20 protein-coding genes and 1 other annotated feature are annotated in these 21401 nt (G+C 56.6%); of the genes, 9 read left to right on the top strand and 11 right to left on the bottom strand.

Translation table 11 applies throughout. The features are described 5' to 3' along the window. Positions 1–128 precede the first annotated feature (128 nt). Positions 129–1043, top strand: a complete 915-nt coding sequence (locus ABIE11_RS10145) for an SPFH domain-containing protein (protein ID WP_100777353.1) — start codon at positions 129–131, stop codon at positions 1041–1043. Next, the gene (locus tag ABIE11_RS10150) at positions 1040–1492 is read left to right on the top strand and encodes an NfeD family protein (protein ID WP_429184432.1); all 453 of its coding nucleotides are present in this window, start codon (positions 1040–1042) and stop codon (positions 1490–1492) included. The genes ABIE11_RS10145 and ABIE11_RS10150 overlap by 4 nt, the downstream gene beginning before the upstream one ends. On the opposite strand, the gene cueR is transcribed toward ABIE11_RS10150, so the two are convergent. Then, positions 1489–1899 (bottom strand): Cu(I)-responsive transcriptional regulator, encoded by a 411-nt coding sequence (gene cueR / locus ABIE11_RS10155; RefSeq protein WP_429184433.1) that lies wholly within the window; start codon positions 1897–1899, stop codon positions 1489–1491. The two genes, ABIE11_RS10150 and cueR, sit on opposite strands and share 4 nt — an antisense overlap. Positions 1900–1996: 97 nt before the next feature. Between cueR and copA the strand changes: the two genes are divergently transcribed. The 3 genes from copA (at position 1997) to ybaK (ending at position 6067) form a co-directional block, all read left to right on the top strand. Further along, the gene (gene copA / locus ABIE11_RS10160) at positions 1997–4495 is read left to right on the top strand and encodes a copper-exporting P-type ATPase CopA (protein ID WP_429184434.1); all 2499 of its coding nucleotides are present in this window, start codon (positions 1997–1999) and stop codon (positions 4493–4495) included. A 96-nt stretch (positions 4496–4591) separates the two neighbouring features. Next, a complete protein-coding gene (locus ABIE11_RS10165) occupies positions 4592–5386 on the top strand; it encodes a TraB/GumN family protein (protein WP_429184435.1) in 795 nt (264 codons plus the stop codon). A gap of 201 nt (positions 5387–5587) precedes the next feature. Continuing rightward, positions 5588–6067: a Cys-tRNA(Pro)/Cys-tRNA(Cys) deacylase YbaK gene (gene ybaK / locus ABIE11_RS10170; protein WP_100777358.1), complete on the top strand. Its 480-nt coding sequence runs from the start codon at positions 5588–5590 to the stop codon at positions 6065–6067. A gap of 139 nt (positions 6068–6206) precedes the next feature. Here the strand turns inward: ybaK and ushA are convergent, their stop codons facing one another. Further along, on the bottom strand, positions 6207–7859 hold the full coding sequence (gene ushA / locus ABIE11_RS10175) for a bifunctional UDP-sugar hydrolase/5'-nucleotidase UshA (protein ID WP_429184436.1): 1653 nt from the start codon (positions 7857–7859) through the stop codon (positions 6207–6209). A gap of 163 nt (positions 7860–8022) precedes the next feature. On the opposite strand from ushA, the gene ABIE11_RS10180 reads away from it, so the two are divergent. After that, positions 8023–9243, top strand: coding sequence for an MFS transporter (locus tag ABIE11_RS10180; protein ID WP_429184437.1), 1221 nt, complete (start codon positions 8023–8025; stop codon positions 9241–9243). 232 nt (positions 9244–9475) lie between these two features. Next, positions 9476–11152, top strand: coding sequence for a YbaL family putative K(+) efflux transporter (ybaL, locus tag ABIE11_RS10185; protein WP_100777361.1), 1677 nt, complete (start codon positions 9476–9478; stop codon positions 11150–11152). Positions 11153–11226: 74 nt separating this feature from the next. Here ybaL and ABIE11_RS10190 read toward each other — a convergent pair whose 3' ends face one another. The 9 genes from ABIE11_RS10190 to ABIE11_RS10230 form a co-directional block, all read right to left on the bottom strand. Continuing rightward, positions 11227–12531 (bottom strand): inosine/guanosine kinase, encoded by a 1305-nt coding sequence (locus tag ABIE11_RS10190; protein ID WP_100777362.1) that lies wholly within the window; start codon positions 12529–12531, stop codon positions 11227–11229. Between the two features lie 62 nt (positions 12532–12593). Next, a complete protein-coding gene (gene hemH, locus ABIE11_RS10195) occupies positions 12594–13556 on the bottom strand; it encodes a ferrochelatase (protein WP_429184438.1) in 963 nt (320 codons plus the stop codon). Positions 13557–13710: 154 nt separating this feature from the next. Beyond that, positions 13711–14355, bottom strand: a complete 645-nt coding sequence (gene adk / locus ABIE11_RS10200; RefSeq protein ID WP_100777364.1) for an adenylate kinase — start codon at positions 14353–14355, stop codon at positions 13711–13713. 193 nt (positions 14356–14548) lie between these two features. After that, complete coding sequence (htpG, locus tag ABIE11_RS10205; protein WP_102104268.1) at positions 14549–16423, bottom strand: molecular chaperone HtpG; 1875 nt, start codon at positions 16421–16423, stop codon at positions 14549–14551. A 110-nt stretch (positions 16424–16533) separates the two neighbouring features. Further along, positions 16534–17139 carry a recombination mediator RecR gene (recR, locus tag ABIE11_RS10210; RefSeq protein ID WP_100777366.1) on the bottom strand — a complete coding sequence of 202 codons (606 nt, stop codon included), beginning with the start codon at positions 17137–17139 and terminating at the stop codon, positions 16534–16536. Further along, on the bottom strand, positions 17139–17471 hold the full coding sequence (locus ABIE11_RS10215; RefSeq protein ID WP_052283815.1) for a YbaB/EbfC family nucleoid-associated protein: 333 nt from the start codon (positions 17469–17471) through the stop codon (positions 17139–17141). Before ABIE11_RS10215 ends, recR begins: the two co-directional genes overlap by 1 nt. 56 nt (positions 17472–17527) lie before the next feature. Beyond that, positions 17528–19456, bottom strand: coding sequence for a DNA polymerase III subunit gamma/tau (dnaX, locus tag ABIE11_RS10220; RefSeq protein WP_429184439.1), 1929 nt, complete (start codon positions 19454–19456; stop codon positions 17528–17530). Continuing rightward, positions 18134–18198 (bottom strand) — a sequence feature (DnaX frameshifting element). Its footprint overlaps the gene before it by 65 nt. Before the next feature lie 89 nt (positions 19457–19545). Further along, a complete protein-coding gene (gene apt / locus ABIE11_RS10225) occupies positions 19546–20097 on the bottom strand; it encodes an adenine phosphoribosyltransferase (protein WP_429184440.1) in 552 nt (183 codons plus the stop codon). A gap of 154 nt (positions 20098–20251) precedes the next feature. Further along, complete coding sequence (locus ABIE11_RS10230) at positions 20252–20629, bottom strand: DUF454 family protein (RefSeq protein WP_100777368.1); 378 nt, start codon at positions 20627–20629, stop codon at positions 20252–20254. A 50-nt stretch (positions 20630–20679) separates the two neighbouring features. On the opposite strand from ABIE11_RS10230, the gene priC reads away from it, so the two are divergent. Further along, positions 20680–21207, top strand: coding sequence for a primosomal replication protein N'' (gene priC / locus ABIE11_RS10235; protein ID WP_429184441.1), 528 nt, complete (start codon positions 20680–20682; stop codon positions 21205–21207). 12 nt (positions 21208–21219) lie between these two features. Next, positions 21220–21390 carry a pleiotropic regulatory protein RsmS gene (gene rsmS, locus ABIE11_RS10240; RefSeq protein WP_429184442.1) on the top strand — a complete coding sequence of 57 codons (171 nt, stop codon included), beginning with the start codon at positions 21220–21222 and terminating at the stop codon, positions 21388–21390. The last annotated feature ends 11 nt before the right edge of the window (positions 21391–21401 follow it).

The following is a 21401-nucleotide window of genomic DNA, read 5'->3' on the forward strand; positions in this document are numbered from 1 at the left end:
CAGCTTCGTTCCAATATTGTAACCACGTTAATGGATTGGAGGCGAACTTCCCTGCAATAGTCGATATACTTAAGTTCAACAAACGAGCAGTTTTTGCTGCTCCACGGAATGCAAAACAGGAGGTTTTCATGTTGATCGTCATCCCTATCCTTATTTTCGTCGCGCTGGTGATCGTCGGGGCAGGCGTAAAGATCGTGCCCCAGGGCTATCAGTGGACGGTCGAACGTTTCGGCCGATACACCAACACCCTCCAGCCAGGCCTGAGTCTTATCGTCCCGTTCATGGATCGTATTGGGCGTAAAATCAACATGATGGAACAGGTGCTGGATATCCCTTCCCAGGAGATCATCTCCCGAGACAACGCCAACGTCACCATCGACGCCGTTTGCTTTATTCAGGTGATCGACGCGCCAAAAGCCGCCTATGAGGTCAGCAACCTGGAACTGGCGATTATCAACCTGACCATGACCAACATCCGTACGGTACTGGGGTCGATGGAGCTGGACGAAATGCTCTCCCAGCGCGACAACATCAATACGCGCCTGCTGCATATCGTTGATGAAGCGACCAATCCGTGGGGGATTAAAGTCACCCGTATCGAAATCCGCGACGTGCGCCCACCGGCAGAACTGATTTCGTCGATGAACGCCCAGATGAAAGCGGAGCGAACCAAACGTGCGTACATTCTTGAGGCCGAAGGGGTGCGTCAGGCGGAGATCCTGAAAGCCGAAGGGGAGAAACAGTCGCAAATTCTGAAAGCTGAAGGGGAACGCCAGTCGGCCTTCTTACAGGCAGAAGCCCGTGAACGTTCCGCTGAGGCAGAAGCACGCGCCACCCAGATGGTTTCCGAGGCCATTGCGGCCGGTGATATCCAGGCAATTAACTACTTCGTGGCGCAGAAATACACCGATGCTCTGCAGAAAATTGGCTCCGCCAACAATAGCAAAGTGGTGATGATGCCGCTGGAAGCCAGCAGCCTGATGGGCTCTATCGCCGGGATCGCGGAGCTAATCAAGAATAGCGGAGATGAGCGCAAAAAATGATTGAGATGATTGCAGCACACCCTCATGTTTTCTGGCTCAGCCTGGGCGGGCTGTTGCTGGCGGCTGAGATGCTGGGCGGCAACGGGTATCTGCTCTGGAGCGGCGTCGCGGCGGTCATCACTGGGCTGCTGGTCTGGGTCGCACCTTTTGGCTGGGAGTGGCAAGGCGCCCTCTTCGCCGTGCTGACGCTGGTCGCCGCCTGGCTCTGGTATCGATGGCTAACGCGCCAGGTGCGCGAGCAAAAACCTGCCGATGCCGCACTCAATCAGCGCGGCCAACAGCTGGTGGGTAAGCGCTATACGCTGGATACCACCTTAATTAACGGGCGCGGACATGTTCGTGTCGGTGACAGCACGTGGCCAGTGGTCGCCGATGATGACCTCGTGGCAGGGACTCGCATTGAAGTCATCGCGGTAGAAGGGATTACGCTTCGGGTGAAGGCCCGTTAAACGCTGGCCTTAAGATGGCAGCAGCCGGAAAGATTATCAATAATCGGACAGTCGGCGCTGTCATCCCCCGGACAGGATTCGGCGAGTGAGAGCAGCTGTTCACGCATCGCCTGCAGCTCCAGGATATGGCGCTCGATTTCCGCGACCTTTTCCAGAGTTCTCTTTTTCACATCGGCGCTGTGCCGTTTAGGATCGTTGAACAGATGGACCAGTTCACCGCACTCTTCAAGGTTAAACCCCACCTGCCGGGCCTGGCGTAAAAGCGTGAGTTCTTCGAGGTGCAGCTGCGTGTAACTGCGATAGCCGTTTTCGCTGCGCAGCGGCGGCGTGACCAGCCCTTTCTCTTCGTAAAAACGAATCGCTTTGCTGGTTAACCCGGTTTTTTTTGCCACATCACTGATATTCACATTTCCCCCTTGACCTTCCCCTTGATGGAAGGTTTAACCTTCATAACACTGTTCCAGAAAGAGTATGTTGGCTGAATAATCATACAGGAGTTTTGCTATGTCTCACACAATCAACCTAACGCTGGATGGCCTGACCTGCGGTCACTGCGTCAAACGTGTCAAAGAGAGCCTCGAACAACGTCCTGACGTTGAAAGTGCAGACGTGACGATTGAAAGCGCCGTTGTCACTGGCAGCGCCAGCGCCGACGCGCTGATCGATACCGTTAAACAAGCAGGTTACGGGGCGGAGCTAAGCCACCCAAAGGCTAATCCGCTGACAGAGTCATTAACCCCGTCGGAAGCACTGACAGCGGATACTTCTGAGCTTCCGGCAGCCCATGATATTGACGACAGCCAACAGCTGCTGATCAACGGCATGAGCTGTGCCAGCTGCGTCTCCCGCGTACAGAATGCGTTGCAGGCCGTACCGGGCGTCTCACAGGCGCGGGTAAACCTCGCGGAACGCACTGCGCTGATTATGGGCAGTGCGTCAGCCGCAGAATTAGTGCAGGCGGTGGAAAAAGCCGGCTACGGCGCAGAGGCCATTGAAGATGATGCCGAGCGCCGCGAACGCCAGCAAGAGACCGCCATCGCCACCATGAAACGCTTCCGCTGGCAGGCGATTGTCGCCCTGCTGGTCGGTATTCCGGTGATGGTGTGGGGAATGCTCGGCGACAACATGATGGTCACCGACGACAACCGCACGCTGTGGCTGGTGATTGGTGTGATCACCCTTGGTGTGATGGTCTTCGCCGGTGGGCATTTCTACACCAGCGCCTGGAAGAGCCTCAAGAACCGCACCGCGACGATGGACACACTCGTCGCCCTCGGCACCGGCGCGGCGTGGCTCTACTCCATGAGCGTGAACGTCTGGCCGCAGTGGTTTCCGATGGAAGCACGCCATCTCTATTACGAAGCGAGCGCGATGATTATTGGTCTGATCAACTTAGGCCATATGCTTGAAGCGCGCGCGCGCCAGCGGTCGTCCAAAGCGCTGGAACGTCTGCTTGATCTCACGCCACCGTCGGCCCGCGTGGTGACGGACGAGGGTGAACTCAGCCTGCCGCTCGCCGAGGTGCAGCCAGGCATGACGCTGCGCTTAACGACGGGCGATCGCGTGCCGGTCGACGGTGAAATCACTCAGGGTGAAGCCTGGCTGGATGAAGCGATGCTGACCGGTGAACCGGTGCCGCAGCAAAAATCCGCCGGTGATGCAGTCCATGCCGGTACGGTGGTGCAGGACGGCAGTGTGCTTTTCCGCGCCAGTGCTGTCGGGAGTCATACGACGCTTTCTCGCATCATTCGCATGGTGCGCCAGGCGCAAAGCAGCAAGCCGGAGATCGGTCAGCTCGCCGATAAAATTTCCGCCATTTTTGTGCCCGTGGTGGTCGGCATCGCGCTGTTCAGCGCCGCCATCTGGTACGTCTTTGGCCCGGCACCGCAGATTGTCTACACCCTGGTCATCGCCACCACGGTGCTGATCATCGCCTGTCCGTGTGCTTTAGGGCTGGCGACGCCGATGTCGATTATTTCCGGCGTTGGTCGCGCCGCCGAGTTTGGTGTGTTGGTTCGCGACGCCGATGCCCTCCAGCGCGCCAGCACGCTCGACACCCTGGTGTTTGATAAAACAGGCACCCTCACCGAAGGCAAACCGCAGGTCGTGGCGGTGAAAACCGTCGGTGTCACGCAAGAAGATGCCTTACGTCTGGCCGCCGCGCTTGAGCAAGGCTCCAGCCATCCGCTGGCGAGAGCGATTCTCGAGAAAGCCGGTCACGCAGCATTGCCGCATGTGAATAACTTCCGCACCCTGCGCGGGCTGGGGGTCAGCGGTGAAGTCGATGGCCACACGCTGCTGCTTGGTAATCAGGCACTGCTCAACGAAAACGGCATTGATACCGCTGCGCTGAACGATGAATTAACCGCCCAGGCCTCTCAGGGCGCGACGCCGGTGCTGTTGGCGGTCGAGGGGAAAGCGGCAGCGCTGTTCGCTATCCGCGATCCGCTGCGGGCCGACAGCGTGGCCGCGCTGAAACGTCTGCATCAGGCTGGCTATCGTCTGGTGATGCTCACCGGCGACAACCCGACCACTGCAAACGCCATTGCCAAAGAAGCAGGTATCGACGAGGTGATCGCGGGCGTACTGCCTGATGGCAAAGCCGATGCGATTATCAAACTGCAACGTCAGGGCCGACAGGTGGCGATGGTCGGCGACGGCATCAACGATGCGCCCGCACTGGCGCAGGCGGATGTCGGGATCGCCATGGGCGGCGGGAGCGATGTGGCCATTGAGACGGCGGCGATTACCCTGATGCGCCATAGCCTGATGGGTGTTGCCGATGCGCTGGCAATTTCGAAAGCCACGCTGCGCAACATGAAGCAAAATCTGCTCGGTGCGTTTATCTACAACGCGTTCGGCATCCCGATTGCCGCCGGGATCCTGTGGCCGCTGACCGGCACCTTGCTCAACCCGGTCGTCGCCGGGGCGGCAATGGCGCTCTCGTCCATTACCGTGGTCAGCAACGCGAACCGGTTGCTGCGCTTCAAACCGAAAGAGTAAACCTCCAGGCCGGGTGGCGAATTCGCCCAACCCGGCCTGGAGTTGCACCTTCAGCCACCACGCGCTAGCATGAACTTTTCCATCAATGGAGCGCGTATGAGTCTGTTTAGTCGTATAAAAACCACCTTCCGCGCTTTGTTTCCCCGCCGCTATCCCTGGCCGGGGCTGGATATTTCGCTCCCGGGCGGGCAGCATCTGCACCTGGTCGGCAGTATCCATATGGGCACGCGCGATATGTCGCCCCTGCCACCGGCACTCGTACAACTGTTGCGCAAAGCCGATGCGCTCATCGTCGAAGCCGATATTTCCGGCAGCGAATCGCCATTCGCCAATCTCGATATCCCGCCGCCGCTGAGCGAGCGTCTCAACGAATCGCAGCGCGCCGAGCTTGAACGTGTGGCCGATGAGCTGGGGCTTTCTTTATCCCTTCTGGAAACGCAGCCCCTGTGGCAAATCGCCATGGTGTTGCAGGCGACGCAGGCTCAACGACTGGGTTTGCGCGGGGAGTACGGTATCGACTACCAGCTCCTCAACGCCGCGCGTGCGCGTAATCTTGCCATTATTGAGCTGGAGGGCGCCGACAGTCAGGTTGCTCTTTTGCGCCAGCTTCCTGAGGATGGCCTGCTGCTGCTGGATGATACCCTTACCCACTGGCACACCAACGCGCGTCTGTTGCAGATGATGATCAGCTGGTGGCTGGAGACGCCGCCGATCAACGGCAAGCTGGAACTGCCCTCGACCTTCAGCGAATCGCTGTACGATGTGCTGATGCATGAGCGCAATCAGGCCTGGCGAGAAACGTTGCAGGCTCTGCCCGCCGGGCGTTACGTGGTGGCCGTGGGGGCGCTGCATTTGTATGGCGAAGGGAATTTGCCGTCACTGTTGAAATAAAAAAAATGGCCAATATTTCTATTGGCCCGTCAAAGAGGAATTTCATCGTTATTATTATGCCGAAGGAGACCTTCGGTCAGAGCCGATTGTCGCTCAAAGTAACCATCACTGCCAATACTATTGCGCAAGATGGTGCTATTTTTTAGACAGCTGTCAGGCGTATGCTGAGCGCGTAAATTGTCTGTGGTAAGAAGGATCATTATGACTCCCGCCGTTAAATTACTCGAAAAAAACAAAATTCCTTTCCGTATCCATACCTACGATCACGACCCCAGTGAGACAAACTTTGGTGACGAAGTGGTGCGCAAGCTGGGCCTGAACGCGGATCAGGTCTATAAAACGCTGCTGGTGGCGGTAAACGGTGATATGAAGCACCTGGCCGTGGCGGTGACGCCTGTGGCCGGTCAGTTGGATTTGAAGAAAGTCGCCAAAGCGCTGGGCGCGAAAAAGGTCGATATGGCCGATCCGATGGTTGCGCAACGCACGACCGGCTATCTGGTGGGTGGAATTAGCCCTCTCGGGCAGAAGAAACGCCTGCCGACATTGATTGATGCGCCGTCGCAGACTTTTGACACTATCTATATTTCCGGCGGTAAGCGCGGGCTGGATATTGAGCTGGCGGCGGGCGATCTGGCGAAGATGCTGGATGCGACGTTCGCGGATATTGCGCGCCGGGATTAAACGCGCTGTCCGCTTAGCGGGCCAACGTTCAGGTATGAATTTAGTCTCTACACCCGGACAGCGCAGGAACCCGCGTACACATCGTACATACGGATTCCTGGCACTGCCCGAGTTCAAAAAAGACGAACAAAATAGCCCGTTACTGCCAGCTCACCTCACCTTTCGGCTCGTAGGCATTCACATCCAGCGGAGAATTCTGCTGGATGTACTGCTTAAGCACTTCGGCGTCGATAAAGCCGGTGTTGACGTAGCCCGGTTTGTTGTCGATATGCGGATATCCGTCGCCGCCCGTGGCGTTAAAGCTTAATGTTGCCATGCGGTAGGTTTTAGCGGGATCGACCGGCTCACCTTTGATTTTTAGATCGTTAAGCGTGCCATTTTTCGCCGTAAAGCTGACGTTAGCAAACTGCGGATAGGCCCCGGAGTCCGGCTTCATTTGCGCAACGGCGGTCAGATAGTCGATCACCTCTTTTCCGCTCATGTCCGCATACACCACGATGTTGCCGAACGGCTGAACCTTCAGCACGTCTTTGTAGGTAATATCGCCGCCGTCGATGGAGTCACGCACACCGCCGCCGCTCATAACGGCAAAATCAGCACCGGTGCGTGCCATTTGTGCCGCCAGCAGCAGATGGCCCATGTTGGTCTGCACGAAGCGGACCTTGCTACGATCGCCTTCGAGTCGGCCATTCACCGTCCCGATTTTCACATCAAGCTGCGCTTTGCCTTTGTTCTGGAATGGCGTCAGCAACGACAGCATCTGGGCGTTTTCAGCAATTTCCGGGGTGTAAAGTACGCGCTCACTTTTCCCGTCGTCGTAGGTCACTTTCTTCTTCAGGTTCACCGGGATCAGCTGGTAGCGCACCATTTTCATTTCGCCGTTGCGGAATTCAAAATCTGCGCGCCCCACATATTTGCCCCACTCGTGCGCCTGAACAATCCAGATCCCGTTCTGGCGATCCGGTGCGCACGGCGTACCCGGCACGTAATCAACCTGCTTTTTATTCTCCGATGCCATGCACACCGGGTTTTGTGAGTGACCACCCACAATCATCGCCAGCGAGCCTGCTGGCAGGCTGCGCGCCATTTCTACGTCGCCAGGCGCGTTCGAGCCGTGCTCGCCGTTGTCGTAGTGCCCCATATGAGTGGTGGCGATAATCACGTCTGGTTTTTCGTTTTGATTCAGCTCCTGAATCACCAGCTTCGCTTCGTCAGCCGGTTTGCGGAATTCGATATCCGTGAAATATTCCGGATTACCGATTTTCGCCGTGTCATCGGTGGTTAACCCGATCACCGCGATTTTCAGATCGTCGCGTTTGAACAAGGCCCAGGGTTTAAACAGACGCTCGCCGGTACTCTTCTGATAAATATTGGCCGAGAGGAACGGGAATTTGGACCATTTTTCCTGCTGGCGCAGAACGGTTAGCGGGTTATCAAACTCATGGTTGCCGACGGCCATCGCGTCATAGCCGATTAAATTCATGCCGCGGAAATCCGGCTCAGCGTCCTGCAAATCGGATTCGGGCACGCCGGTGTTGATATCACCGCCAGACAGCAGCAGGACGCTGCCGCCCTCAGCCGCCACCTCTTTACGAATACCGTCCACCAGCGTTTTTTGTGCGGCCAGGCCGTACTCGCCGTATTCGCTACGCCAGAAATGGCCGTGGTGATCGTTGGTATGGAGAATGGTTATTTTATAGGTTTTATCTTTTTCGTACGCCTGCGCAGACTGGCTTGCCAGCGCCCATGCGGCTATCAGCGCCAGTGCGACGCCTCGCTTCATTAACTTCATATTCTCGCTCCCTGACCAAAAGACAAACGCAAAAATTACAATGAGTAAGAAGAATAGACAAATATGTTTTCAGAATTGCGACTTTCTTCAAATCTCGCGCACAGGTATGTTAGCGGGATAATAATGACATCCTGCACTTCTCCTAATAATAGACGTGGTATTTATGGCAATCAGTGAATCGACTCCGCCTGTTACGGGCACTCCGGCGTCCGCGCCGAAATCGCGCACCGCATTTGGTATTTTGGGTGCCATCAGTCTGTCGCATCTGCTTAACGATATGATTCAGTCGCTGATTCTGGCGATCTATCCGCTGCTGCAGTCAGAATTTTCATTAACCTTCGTGCAGATCGGGATGATTACGCTGACCTTCCAGATGGCGTCGTCCCTGCTCCAGCCGGTAGTCGGCTACTGGACGGATAAATATCCGATGCCGTGGTCGCTGCCTATTGGCATGTGCTTTACCCTGAGCGGGCTGGTGTTGCTGGCACTGGCAGGAAGCTTTGAGATGGTGCTGCTGGCTGCGGCGCTGGTGGGTACCGGTTCGTCGGTCTTCCATCCGGAGTCCTCGCGCGTTGCGCGTATGGCGTCAGGTGGACGTCATGGGCTGGCGCAATCTCTGTTCCAGGTCGGCGGCAATTTTGGCAGCTCCCTCGGCCCTTTGCTGGCCGCCGTGGTCATTGCCCCCTACGGGAAAGGTAACGTTGCGTGGTTCGTCCTCGCGGCGCTGCTGGCCATCGTGGTGCTGATCCAGATCAGCCGCTGGTACGCGGCTCAGCATCGGGTAAACAAGGGGAAACCTAAAGCCGTGATTATCAATCCGCTTCCGCGCGATAAGGTCATTCTGGCGGTGAGTATCCTGTTGGTGCTGATTTTCTCGAAATACTTCTATATGGCGAGCATCAGTAGCTATTACACCTTTTATCTGATGGAGAAATTCGGATTATCGGTGCAAAACGCCCAGTTCCACCTGTTTGCTTTCCTGTTCGCGGTTGCGGCGGGAACCGTCATTGGCGGCCCTGTGGGTGATAAAATTGGGCGTAAATATGTGATTTGGGGCTCTATCCTCGGCGTAGCGCCTTTTACCCTTGTTTTACCCTATGCAAGCCTTGAATGGATGGGGATTTTAACCGTGATCATTGGCTTTATCCTCGCGTCCGCGTTTTCCGCTATCCTGGTGTATGCTCAGGAGCTGATGCCGGGCCGTATTGGCATGGTTTCCGGGCTGTTTTTCGGATTTGCGTTTGGGATGGGAGGCCTTGGTGCGGCTGTGCTGGGGCTGGTTGCAGACCACACGAGCATCTTCCTGGTCTATAAAATCTGTGCTTTCCTGCCACTTCTGGGGATACTGACCATATTCCTGCCTGATTATCGCCATAAGGCGTAGTTTCTCTGCGGTCAAAGTAAACTTTGGCCGCACCTCTCACCTACTGCCATAAGGCTTTCCTCTTCATCCCTCCGGTAATTTGTCCTAATCTGCTTTTTTTAACGCTTATTGCTGTTTTCTTCAAATTTCAACAATTATTCATAAACATAATGGCCGAAATTGTCATAAACTATTAATCGGCTTTTTGGTTTTTACGCCAAAAATGGAACACCCCACGACGAAAGGAGACGGAATGCATCACGCCACACCGCTTATCACCACCATTGTAGGTGGACTTGTGCTCGCTTTTATCCTTGGCATGATTGCCAACAAATTACGTATTTCTCCTCTCGTGGGCTATTTATTAGCGGGTGTGCTGGCGGGTCCGTTTACGCCGGGTTTTGTTGCGGATACCAAACTGGCTCCTGAACTGGCGGAATTAGGCGTGATTCTGCTGATGTTCGGCGTGGGCCTGCACTTCTCCCTGAAGGATTTGATGGCGGTAAAGCATATCGCCATACCCGGCGCAATCGCCCAGATAGGCGTGGCGACGTTGCTGGGGATGGCGCTTTCCGCTCTGCTTGGCTGGTCGCTGATGACCGGTATTGTATTCGGGCTGTGTCTCTCAACCGCCAGTACCGTGGTGCTGCTGCGCGCGCTTGAGGAGAGGCAGCTGATAGACAGCCAGCGCGGGCAAATCGCCATCGGCTGGCTGATTGTTGAAGATCTGGTGATGGTCCTGACGCTGGTTCTGCTGCCTGCCGTCGCCGGTATGGTTGAACAAGATAACGTCGGCTTTGCCACGCTGGCGCTGGATATGAGCATTACCATCGGCAAAGTGGTCGCCTTTATCGCCATTATGATGCTGGTGGGCCGCCGTCTGGTGCCGTGGATCCTCTCCCGCAGCGCCGCAACCGGCTCTCGCGAACTGTTTACGCTGTCGGTGCTGGCCCTGGCGCTCGGTATCGCCTTCGGCGCCGTCGAGCTGTTTGACGTCTCTTTTGCGCTGGGTGCGTTCTTCGCAGGTATGGTGCTGAACGAATCCGAGCTGAGCCACCGCGCGGCGCACGATACGCTGCCGTTGCGTGATGCATTTGCGGTGCTGTTCTTCGTCTCTGTCGGCATGCTGTTTGATCCGCTAATCCTGATCGAGCAGCCGTTGGCCGTGCTGGGCACACTGGCGATTATTATCTTCGGTAAATCCGTGGTGGCATTCGGCCTGGTCAGACTGTTTGGCCACTCACCGCGCACAGCGCTCACCATCGCCGCAAGCCTCGCGCAGATTGGTGAATTTGCCTTTATCCTGGCAAGCCTCGGCATGGCGCTGAACTTGCTGCCACAGGCCGGGCAGAACCTGGTGCTGGCGGGAGCGATCCTCTCCATTATGCTCAACCCGGTGCTGTTTGCCCTGCTTGAGAAATACCTCGATAAAACCGAAACGCTGGAAGAGCAGACGCTGGAAGAAGCGATTGAAGAAGAGAAGCAGATCCCGGTGGATATTTGCAACCACGCCCTGCTGGTCGGTTTTGGCCGCGTCGGGAGTCTGCTCGGTGAGAAACTGATGGCACAGGGCATTCCGCTGGTGGTGATTGAAACGTCACGCACCCGTGTGGATGAGCTGCGCGCGCGCGGCATCCGCGCGGTGCTGGGTAATGCGGCGAACGAAGAGATTATGAATCTGGCGCATCTGGACTGTGCGCGCTGGCTGCTGCTGACCATTCCGAACGGCTACGAGGCGGGTGAAATCGTGACCAAGGCACGGGAGAAGTGCCCGACGATCGAGATCATTGCTCGCGCGCATTATGACGATGAAGTGGAATACATTACCGAACGCGGAGCGAATCAGGTGGTGATGGGTGAACGTGAGATTGCCAATACCATGATTACATTGATTGAGAAGCCGCCAATTGAAGAGGCGGTAACGGGTTAAACGTCTTCAATCTGCCCCCCTCTCTACGCGAGAGGGGGAACAATATTCCCTCACCGCCAGGGTGAGGGAAACCATCAACGATCCCAGTACGACTCTTCCAGACTGTCTTCCCGTTCCGGCAAGCCACGCGTTAAACGCGGGGAGTGCTGATTCAGCACCTGATAGCTCACGCGGTTCGCGTACTTACACACCTGCGCCAGCGACGAATAGGTCAGCCAGTTCAACTGGTGTTTACTTGAATTAGGGACGTTGGTGCGATGATAGGCGTTCGCAGTGATGTCGTGCAGCAGGGCAGCCAGCGCGCCATCGCCTGCGCCATTGGTGTTCATGATCTTCTCGGGTCCGCCCATGTATGGGGCAATGTGCGAGAAAATACGCAGCGGATTCACGCAATCTTTGTGGCGCATCGCGCGACTGAACTCGTACTGGTTGAACTCGGCAATCGCCCCCGGTAGCAGCGGGTGCTGGGTTTTGCGTTTGTTCTCTTCTTCGGTAAACCCGGCCATAAACAGCCCGATCGGGCCTGCGGTGCAGAGCACCAGGTCTACCCAGTCCAGCGCCTTATCGGCTGCCAGCAGCGGGTCACTTTCACCCGTCAGGGCTTCAGCCTCTTCTTCGTTCATCGCCAGAATCGAGACGTGCTCTTTCAGGAACGCCTGCCACCACTCCGGGTTATCGGCGATCACAAACTTGGTGCCCAGCGTCAGCACCACCGGCACGTTGTATTTCTTCGCGTACTCCACCGCCTTCATGGTCGCTTCCGGCATCGGTTCGCCGGGCTTGCAGCGTACCAGATAGGAGGTAAGCACCAGCGCGGAGGCACCGGCAATCACTTCTTCCGGAATACTTTCCGCGCGCAGTTTATTCATGTGCCCAGGGCTGATGGCAAAGGTTCGCTCGCCGGCGTCGCTGATCAGCGTAAAGCAGCGGCCAATGGCGCCATCGACGCCCTGCAGGTAGTTCAGATCGGTACGGCTGGAGGTGTTGCAGAGGTAGCGGTAGGCGTAACCACCGATTTCGATATTACGGCACATGACGCCCAGTAAGACGGAGCGGTCATCGGCCAGCACCGAATAGTTGTGCATGGTATTGCCGATGGTGCCACCAGCAAACTGATGCGTGATCAGGTTTTCGCGCACCAGCTCCTGATACAGGGCTTCGGCGACATCATCTTCGATCACCAGTGAATGCCCGGAACTCAGCCCATAACGTGCGACAAACGCATCATCCACTTTTGCTTCGATATCCACCAGCGTCTGATCGATACCGACCACCCAGGCTGCGTTAGTTTCTTTGACCGGCTGAATTTGTTGCAGCAGCGGATCGCGGGCGTTGACGGGGAAATAGTGTTTGGACTTGCGTTTACCGGGAAATTTCATGATCAGGGCTGCGAGTGACTATTGGGCCGGAAATGGTAGCACAAACCCAGCCCAATGCGCGATTAGCGGCTGCCGGTCACCAGCGCCGCCATCATCTCAATATGTTCCGGGGAGTCATTAAGTGCCGGAATATATTCATACTTCGTGCCGCCCGCTTCGAGGAAGAACTCCCGGTTTTGTACCGCGATCTCCTCCAGGGTTTCGAGGCAGTCCGCCGAGAAGCCCGGCGACATCACCTGAACATGTTTCACGCCCTTCTCGCCCACCATTTTGAGCGTTTCATCGGTGTATGGCGTCAGCCACGGCTCACGGCCAAAGCGCGACTGGAAGGTCATCATCACCTTTTCCGGCGGCAGTCCAAGAGCAGAAACCAGCTCGCGGGTGGTGTCGCGACAGCGCTGCGGATAGTCATCGCCTTCATCGGCGTACCGCTGCGGAATACCGTGGTAGGAGAGCAGCAGCAGATCCGGCTCGCCGTGTTTTTCAAACGAGGCGCGCGCACTGCTGACCAGCGCCGCGATATACAGCTCGTTTTCGGCGTAATCGCGGATAAAGGTAATACCTGGAATGCGGCGACGGGTGGCAAGAATGCGCGCCAGCTCGTCCCAGACGGCGGCCACCGTCGAGCAGGAGTATTGCGGATAGAGGGCCAGCACCACGATGTGATCCACGTCCTGTGAAAGCAGTTCGTCGACCGCGCTTTCCAGCGACGGTTTGCCGTAGCTCATCCCGAGGGCGACGGGCATATCCGGTAAACGGGCGGCCAGCGCTTTTTCCTGACGACGGCTGTAGACCATCAGCGGCGAGCCCTCTTCCATCCACACGGACTGGTAGAGTTTAGCCACACGGGGGGAACGAATCGGCAGAATGACACCGCGCAACAGCGGCCACCACAGCAACTTTGGCGTATCCACCACGCGGGCGTCGCTTAAAAACTGTCGCAGATAACGTTTAACTGCCGCAGGGGTAGGTGCTTCTGGAGTGCCCAGATTGGCAAGCAGGATGCCGGTTTTCGCCTGACTCATTCACGCCTCTTAACCATTTGAATAGCTAATGATTGTAACTGAAAAGCGGGGAAACGGAACCCATTGCAGCAATAGGTGGAGCGGGGATTGTCGGAGGATGGCGTAAACGCCTATCCGGCCTACAGAATTCTAAGCAGGCCGGATAAATCGCACATTAGCCGAGGATTTTTTCCAGCTCTGCGCGCACGTCAGCCACGGCTTTGGTGCCGTCAACTTTCGCGTATTTGGTGTTACCGGACTGCGCTTCTTTCGAATAGTAGCCGATCAGTGGCGCGGTCATCTGATGGTATTCCACCAGGCGTTTACGCACGGTCTCTTCCTGATCGTCTTTACGCGTGGTCAGCTCTTCGCCGGTCACGTCGTCTTTGCCTTCCACTTTCGGTGGATTGAATTTGATGTGGTAAACGCGGCCGGAAGCAGCGTGAACGCGACGACCGATGATGCGGTCAACGATCAGTTCGTCAGGCACGTCGAATTCCAGAACGTAATCCACGTTGATGCCCGCTTCTTTCATGGCGTCAGCCTGCGGAATAGTACGCGGGAAGCCGTCCAGCAGGAAACCGTTGCGGCAATCTTCCTGAGTGATGCGTTCTTTTACCAGTGCGATAACCAGTTCATCAGTCACCAGTTTGCCCGCGTCCATAATGTCTTTCGCTTGTTTGCCCAGCTCGGAGCCAGATTTAACAGCGGCACGCAGCATGTCACCCGTAGAGATTTGCGGAATACCGTATTTCTCCATGATGAACTGAGCCTGAGTTCCTTTACCCGCGCCCGGAGCGCCAAGCAGAATAATACGCATTGCGAAAATCCCCTCAAAAGTTGGTTCAATATTTCAAAAAGCGCTAAACAATACCATCAGAACGGGTATCGCTCAAGGAAGGCGGGACGGCTGAAACGGTTAACGGGGGAGATTATTTAGGTTAGTGCGGTTTGGTGCCCTCACCCTGGCCCTTCCCTCGGGGAGAGGGAGAAGACCAGGGGAGGCCGGGTGATTACGCCATCAACAGCGCATTCACACGTTTGATGAACAGGTTTGGATCTTCCAGCGTGCCGCGCTCGGCCAGCAGGGATTGATCCAGCAGCAGCTCAACCCACTCTTTAAACTGCGTTTCGTCCTGGGTATCCGCCGCGCGTTTAACCAGCGGGTGATCCGGGTTCAGTTCAAAGATGTATTTCACTTCCGGGATCGCCTGGCCCGCAGCGGCGAACAGTTTCGCCATCTGGGTGCCCATTTCATCCGCATCGGTGGTCACAATCGCCGGAGTATCGGTCAGACGGTGAGTGAAACGTACCTCTTTCACGCGATCGCCCAGCAGGGTTTTCACACGCTCAACGAATGGCTCCAGCGCCTTTTCCGCCTCTTTCGCCGTTTCGTCCACTTCATCCGCCAGCTTGTCGATAGATTCGTCAGCTTTCGCCACGGACTGGAAGGATTTACCGTCGAACTCGGTCAGGTAGTTCATCATCCACTCATCGATGCGGTCGGAAAGCAGCAGGACTTCGATGCCTTTCTTACGCAGCAGTTCCAGATGCGGGCTGCTCTTCGCGGCGGCATAGCTGTCTGCGGTGATGTAGTAGATCTTCTCCTGCCCTTCTTTCATGCGGGACACATACTCTTCGAGAGAGACCGTCTGCTCGGAAGAGTCAGTGTGCGTAGAGGCGAAACGCAGCAGTTTGGCGATGGCTTCCACGTTCGACGAATCTTCCGCCGGGCCTTCTTTCAGCACCAGGCCGAACTGTTTCCAGAAGGTCTGGTATTTTTCAGCGTCGTCTTTCGCCAGTTTCTCAAGCATCTGCAGGGAGCGTTTGGTCAGAGCGTTACGCAGGTTACGCGTGACGGTGCTGTCCTGCAGGATTTCACGCGAGACGTTCAGCGGCAGATCGTTGGAATCTATCAGACCACGCACAAAGCGCAGGTAGTTCGGCATGAACTGCTCAGCGTCGTCCATGATGAACACGCGCTGCACGTACAGCTTCAGGCCGTGCTTGTGATCGCGGTTCCACATATCCCACGGCGCCTGGGCCGGGATGTACAGCAGGCTGGTGTACTCCTGCTTCCCTTCCACGCGGTTGTGGCTCCAGGTCAGCGGATCGGTAAAGTCGTGGGCGATGTGTTTGTAGAATTCGTTGTATTCGTCGTCTTTAATCTCAGACTTGTTACGCGTCCACAGCGCCTGGGCTTTGTTAATTTTTTCCCATGAAACAACGGTTTCGCCGTCGACTTCTTCGGTTTTTTCGATCTCTACCGGCAGCGCGATGTGGTCGGAGTATTTGCCGATAATAGAGCGCACGCGCCAGTCATTCAGGAAATCGTCTTCGCCTTCGCGCAGATGCAGGGTGATCTCGGTCCCGCGATCGGCTTTGGTGATGTCATCAACGGTGTATTCACCTTCACCGTGAGATTCCCAGAACACGCCGTTTTCGGCGCTATCGCCCGCTGCACGGGTGCGCACGGTCACTTTGTCGGCCACGATAAAGGCGGAGTAGAAGCCCACGCCGAACTGGCCGATCAGCTGGCTGTCTTTCGCCTGATCGGAGCCCATGGACTCAAGGAAGGATTTGGTGCCCGATTTCGCGATGGTCCCGAGATGATCGATCACCTCGTCGCGGTTCATACCAATACCGTTGTCGGCAATGGTCAGGGTGCGGTTTTCTTTGTCAAAAGAGACGCGCACGCGCAGCTCGCCGTCACCTTCATACAGATCCGGGTTGGACAGCGCGCGAAAACGCAGTTTGTCCGCCGCATCTGAGGCGTTCGAGATAAGCTCACGCAGGAAGATTTCTTTATTGGAATACAGGGAATGGATCATCAGGTGCAGAAGCTGTTTTACTTCTGACTGGAAACCACGGGTTTCTTGTCCTTTCATCTAGATCGACCTCAACAATGCCATTTAATGGGGTTTGAACACGTTGAGAGTGAGATGGGGATAGCGGGGAAGAATTTCAAGCGGAGGCCAGGGTTCCAGCCTCCGTTTGGTCAGAAAATAAGCTTGTGACGCCCAGCCAGAGAGTGAGACAGCGTGGTGCCGTCTACCATTTCCAGCTCACCGCCAACCGGCACGCCGTGGGCGATTCGACTGGCCTGCACGCCGTACTGCGCGCACAGTTCACCGATGTAGTTCGCGGTCGCTTCGCCTTCCACCGTCGGGTTGGTGGCGAGGATCACTTCGGTCAACGTCTCGGATTCCAGACGCTGCTCAAGGCGATCGAGACCGATATCGTCCGGACCAATGCCATCCAGTGGAGAGAGATGGCCCATCAGCACGAAATAGCGGCCCGAAAACTGCCCGGTTTGCTCAATGGCGTAGATGTCCGCCGGACTCTCCACCACGCAAATCAGGCCGTTTTCCTGACGACGCGGGTTCGAACAGATATTGCACACATCCTGCTCGGTGAAGGTACGGCAGTCCGCACAGTGACCGATTTCCGACATGGCGCGGGTGAGAGCCTGCGCCAGGCGCATCCCGCCGCTGCGGTCGCGCTGTAAAAGCGTAAACGCCATGCGTTGCGCTGATTTCGGGCCAACGCCCGGCAGGCAGCGCAACGCTTCCATTAACTGCGTGAGCAGCGGACTGGTTTGCATCAGAACGGCATCTTAAAGCCTGGCGGCAGCTGCATCCCGGAGGAGACAGAGGCCATTTTCTCTTTCTGGGTTTCGTCGATACGGCGTGCGGCATCGTTAAATGCGGCAGCGACCAGATCTTCCAGCATATCTTTGTCGTCTTCGAGCAGGCTTGGGTCAATTTCCACGCGACGGCAGTTATGCGCGCCGTTGATGGTCACTTTGACCAGACCTGCACCGGATTCGCCAGTGACTTCCAGCTGTGCGATCTCTTCCTGCATTTTCTGCATTTTGTCTTGCATCTGCTGGGCCTGTTTCATCAGGTTACCCAGACCGCCTTTACCACCAAACATAGGCTTCTCTCTTAAGTAGTCACGTTAAGGACAACGACCGGGAGTCTGACTCACGGTCAAATGGGACGGATACTCTCTTCATCCAGATCGGCGTCGAAGAAACGGCGCAGGGTCTGGATGTTGTTATCCGCAATAATCGACTCGCGCGCCTGCGCGAGCTTCTCTTCATAAATGGCCTGACGCCACTCCAGCGGCGTGCGCATCGCCGGATTATCATCTTCAATGATAGTCAATTCAACCGGCGCGCCCTGTAATGTGGAGAGCGCCTCAGCCAGCACCTGTTGTGCGCTGGCTGAATTAAGGTGACGCTGGCCCGGACGCAGATGCAGACAGATATGATTTCCGTCCTGCTCTTTCCAGGCGTTGAGCGCGACCTGCTCGACCAGTTTCGGCAGTTTTAACTGGCTGACCTCTGCGGCCCAGGCGTCACGCTCAAGGGATTCCGCCGCAAGCTTCGCGGAAAGCTCCGGCGTTTTATCATGCTCCAGCGCTTTCTTCAGCGCTTTTGGCGTGGCGACTTCTACCTTTACCTCTTCGGTGATGGTCGTCGCTTTCCAGCGGTAAGCCTCTTTCTTCGCCGGGGCTTTTTGTTCGAGCGCCGACGGTGACGGGCGCGACTGGACGCGCTCCGTTACCGATGCCAGTCGTTCGAGTGCGGCGTTGTTAACCGGCCGCGCTCTTCCTGGCGCTGCCGGTTCACTCTTTTTTGGTTTGGTTGCTCCCTGAGCACGCTGTAGCTGACTGCGCGCGGCGAGCACCGAACTGGTGGCATCCGGCAGCGGAACGTCCGGCCCAGGCGGTGGCGCTGTGTGCTGCGGCATCGGTGGCGGCGTCATCACCGCAGTCGGTGCGACGGGGGCGTAGGATTGACGCGGCACTTCAGGCTCGGGCAGCGGCATTCGCGGATGGAACGCCAGCGCACGCAGCAGCGTCATTTCGACGCCCATGCGGCGGTCTGGTGCGAACGGCAGCTCTTTGCGGCCAATCAGTAACGTCTGGTAGTAGAGCTGTACGTCAGCCGGTGGAACCGTGCGCGCAAGCTCTCGCATTCGCTGTTCAATCGTCGCCATGTCCGCGCCGATCGCCGACGGGGAAAGTTGCAGCATCGCCACGCGATGCAGCAGCGCCAGCATTTCGACCAGCAGTGCTTCCCACTCCACGCCGCGAGAGGCCGCGACGTTCACCAGAGACATGGCGCGTTCGCCGTTGGCTTCGATGATGGCTTCAATCAGCGACAGGGCCTGATCGTCGTCGAGGGTGCCGAGCATGGTGCTCACCGCCTCGGTCGAGAGCTGGCCATCGCCGCTGGCAATCGCCTGATCGGTCAGGCTTAATGCGTCACGCAGACTGCCATCCGCCGCGCGGGCCAGCAGTTGCAGCGCACGCGGTTCGTGAGTGATCTTCTCTTCATCGAGAATGTGCTCGAGCTGCGCGCGGATCTGATCGACGTCGAGCGCCTTCAGATGGAACTGCAGACAGCGCGACAGGATCGTGACCGGCAGTTTTTGTGGATCGGTCGTCGCCAGCAGGAATTTAACGTGCGATGGCGGCTCTTCCAGCGTTTTCAGCAGGGCGTTAAAACTGTGGCGCGACAGCATGTGGACTTCATCGATCAGATAGACCTTGAAGCGACCACGCGCGGGCGCGTACTGCACGTTATCCAGCAGATCGCGGGTATCTTCGACCTTGGTGCGCGACGCGGCATCGATTTCGATGAGATCGACAAAACGCCCCTGCTCGATCTCCCGGCAGTTATCACACACACCACAAGGTGTGGCGGTGATCCCGGTTTCGCAGTTGAGGCCTTTTGCCAGCAAACGGGCAATAGAGGTTTTACCGACGCCGCGCGTGCCGGAGAAAAGATACGCGTGATGGATGCGTCCTAGCGATAAACCGTTCGCCAGGGCGGTCAGCACATGTTCCTGGCCGACGACGTCAGCGAAGGTTTGGGGTCGCCACTTTCGGGCTAACACCTGATAACTCATGGGCAGGCTCTGCAACGCTGGAAGGTGGATATTCAGGGGGGTAATGCTAACACAACCTCACCCATTGGGCGAGGTTGCGGGATGAGGGATTAATGACCCGGGAAAGGGACCAGGCTGTAGCTGGTGATACCCTGTTTTTCCAGGCGCTGTTCGCCGCCGAGATCGAACAGATTGATGATGAAGGCCGCATCGGTCACTTCGCCACCCAGACGACGGATCAGCTTCACGGTCGCTTCGATCGTGCCGCCAGTGGCCAGCAGATCGTCCACCACCAGCACTTTGTCATCCGGCTTGATCGCATCCACGTGAATTTCCAGCTGATCGGTGCCGTACTCCAGCTCATAGCTCTCGGCAATGGTTTCACGCGGCAGTTTGCGCGGTTTACGAACCGGCACAAAGCCCACGCCCATCGCCAGCGCAACCGGTGCGCCGAACAGGAAGCCACGCGCTTCCGTCCCTACTACTTTGGTGATCCCGGCGTTTTTATAACGCTCAACCAGCAGTTCAATGCTGAGTGCGTACGCTTTCGGGTCTTCCAGCAAGCTGGTGACATCACGGAAAAGAATGCCAGGTTTTGGATAGTCCTGGATGCTTTTGATGCTGTTTTTCAGAAATTCAAGCTGCTGCGCAGTCGCGGTCATAAATGTATGCCTGGTTAAAAACGGTGTTACTCACGGCGCGCATAACATGATGGTCAAAGTAACAAGTGATTAACTTTTGACCAGGCGCACCTGTGCTCGAAAACGGTCGAATTTACTGGCTGCGCGGGATAATTGCAACAGCCATCATTGCACTTCAGTGCTTTTGTTGCTTTTCATCAACGACGGGGATTCGCCACATAAAGAAAAGCAGACAGGAGAGGATCACCAGCAGCAGGATTCGCACCCACATCATCTTCACCAGCCATAATGAAATGGCGAAGGTCACGAGGATCACCGCAATTGCGCGAGGCTTTGCGCCAGGCGGCATCGCCCGGTATTGTTGCCAGTGACGCAGATAGCCGCCAAACCACGAGCGATAGAGCAGCCACTGGTGAAAGCGCGGCGACGAGCGGGCAAAACACCAGGCCGCCAGCAGAATAAAGGGCGTCGTGGGCAGCAGCGGCAAAACCACGCCAAGCGTACCCAGCACTACCGCAAGCCAGCCAATGATGATTAAAATAGTACGCTTCATAATGCGAATCGTTATCAAACTGAACGGCTACTTTACCACTGGAGAGCGTATTGAAAACAGCCTTGCTTTTAGAGACGCTGCAAAATCAGCTGATTGCCCTGCGCGCGCAGGCATCACCGCTGCTGCAGCATGCGACGCTGAAACCACGCTTTGACCGGCAGCTGTTTCGTACACGCAGTACGTTGATACAAGATTATCTCGATGAAGCCCAACATAATCTTGATGAGCTGCGTCACGCCGTGGAGAGTCAGCAACGCGAGCAGGTGGCGTGGCTGGCTGACCATCTGGTGGAACAGATAACTGCCTTGCACCGGGAGATGACCGCGTGGCCGCTTCGCGCGTGGGACACGCCCTCGCCTGGCGCGGCAAAATGGCAGCGCAAGCGGCTGGAGCATCAGGATTTTGAACGTCGTCTCTATGCGATGAAAAACGAACGCGAACAGCAGCTGAAAGGGAGCGAAACCCTTGAAGAGCAGCAGCGTTTGATGCGGGAAATTTCCGCCCTGGAAGGACGACTCACCCGCTGCCGTCAGGCGCTGGATGAGATAGAGCGCGTAATTGCGCGTATGACCCGCTAAATGGAGCTGAACATGTCGCTTGAAAACGCCCCCGACGAAGTCAAACTGGCCGTCGATCTGATTATGCTGCTGGAAAATCATGATCTTTCGGCAGAGACGGTGCTGAAAGCGCTGGAGATTGTGCGGCGCGATTTCGAAGGGAAAGTGAGGGACGACCGCCCTCACCCTGACCCTCTTCCTTGAAAAAGAAGGCG

The sequence above is a fragment of the Lelliottia sp. 489 genome (assembly GCF_050435885.1).
In the GTDB taxonomy this organism is placed as follows: Bacteria; Pseudomonadota; Gammaproteobacteria; order Enterobacterales; family Enterobacteriaceae; genus Enterobacter; species Enterobacter nimipressuralis.

Coding starts and splice junctions, on each gene's coding strand:
- ABIE11_RS10145 (WP_100777353.1), top strand. CDS start 129: ATGTTGATCGTCATCCCTATCCTTATTTTCGTCGCGCTGGTGATCGTC.
- ABIE11_RS10150 (WP_429184432.1), top strand. CDS start 1,040: ATGATTGAGATGATTGCAGCACACCCTCATGTTTTCTGGCTCAGCCTG.
- copA (WP_429184434.1), top strand. CDS start 1,997: ATGTCTCACACAATCAACCTAACGCTGGATGGCCTGACCTGCGGTCAC.
- ABIE11_RS10165 (WP_429184435.1), top strand. CDS start 4,592: ATGAGTCTGTTTAGTCGTATAAAAACCACCTTCCGCGCTTTGTTTCCC.
- ybaK (WP_100777358.1), top strand. CDS start 5,588: ATGACTCCCGCCGTTAAATTACTCGAAAAAAACAAAATTCCTTTCCGT.
- ushA (WP_429184436.1), bottom strand. CDS start 7,859: ATGAAGTTAATGAAGCGAGGCGTCGCACTGGCGCTGATAGCCGCATGG.
- ABIE11_RS10180 (WP_429184437.1), top strand. CDS start 8,023: ATGGCAATCAGTGAATCGACTCCGCCTGTTACGGGCACTCCGGCGTCC.
- ybaL (WP_100777361.1), top strand. CDS start 9,476: ATGCATCACGCCACACCGCTTATCACCACCATTGTAGGTGGACTTGTG.
- ABIE11_RS10190 (WP_100777362.1), bottom strand. CDS start 12,531: ATGAAATTTCCCGGTAAACGCAAGTCCAAACACTATTTCCCCGTCAAC.
- hemH (WP_429184438.1), bottom strand. CDS start 13,556: ATGAGTCAGGCGAAAACCGGCATCCTGCTTGCCAATCTGGGCACTCCA.
- adk (WP_100777364.1), bottom strand. CDS start 14,355: ATGCGTATTATTCTGCTTGGCGCTCCGGGCGCGGGTAAAGGAACTCAG.
- htpG (WP_102104268.1), bottom strand. CDS start 16,423: ATGAAAGGACAAGAAACCCGTGGTTTCCAGTCAGAAGTAAAACAGCTT.
- recR (WP_100777366.1), bottom strand. CDS start 17,139: ATGCAAACCAGTCCGCTGCTCACGCAGTTAATGGAAGCGTTGCGCTGC.
- ABIE11_RS10215 (WP_052283815.1), bottom strand. CDS start 17,471: ATGTTTGGTGGTAAAGGCGGTCTGGGTAACCTGATGAAACAGGCCCAG.
- dnaX (WP_429184439.1), bottom strand. CDS start 19,456: ATGAGTTATCAGGTGTTAGCCCGAAAGTGGCGACCCCAAACCTTCGCT.
- apt (WP_429184440.1), bottom strand. CDS start 20,097: ATGACCGCGACTGCGCAGCAGCTTGAATTTCTGAAAAACAGCATCAAA.
- ABIE11_RS10230 (WP_100777368.1), bottom strand. CDS start 20,629: ATGAAGCGTACTATTTTAATCATCATTGGCTGGCTTGCGGTAGTGCTG.
- rsmS (WP_429184442.1), top strand. CDS start 21,220: ATGTCGCTTGAAAACGCCCCCGACGAAGTCAAACTGGCCGTCGATCTG.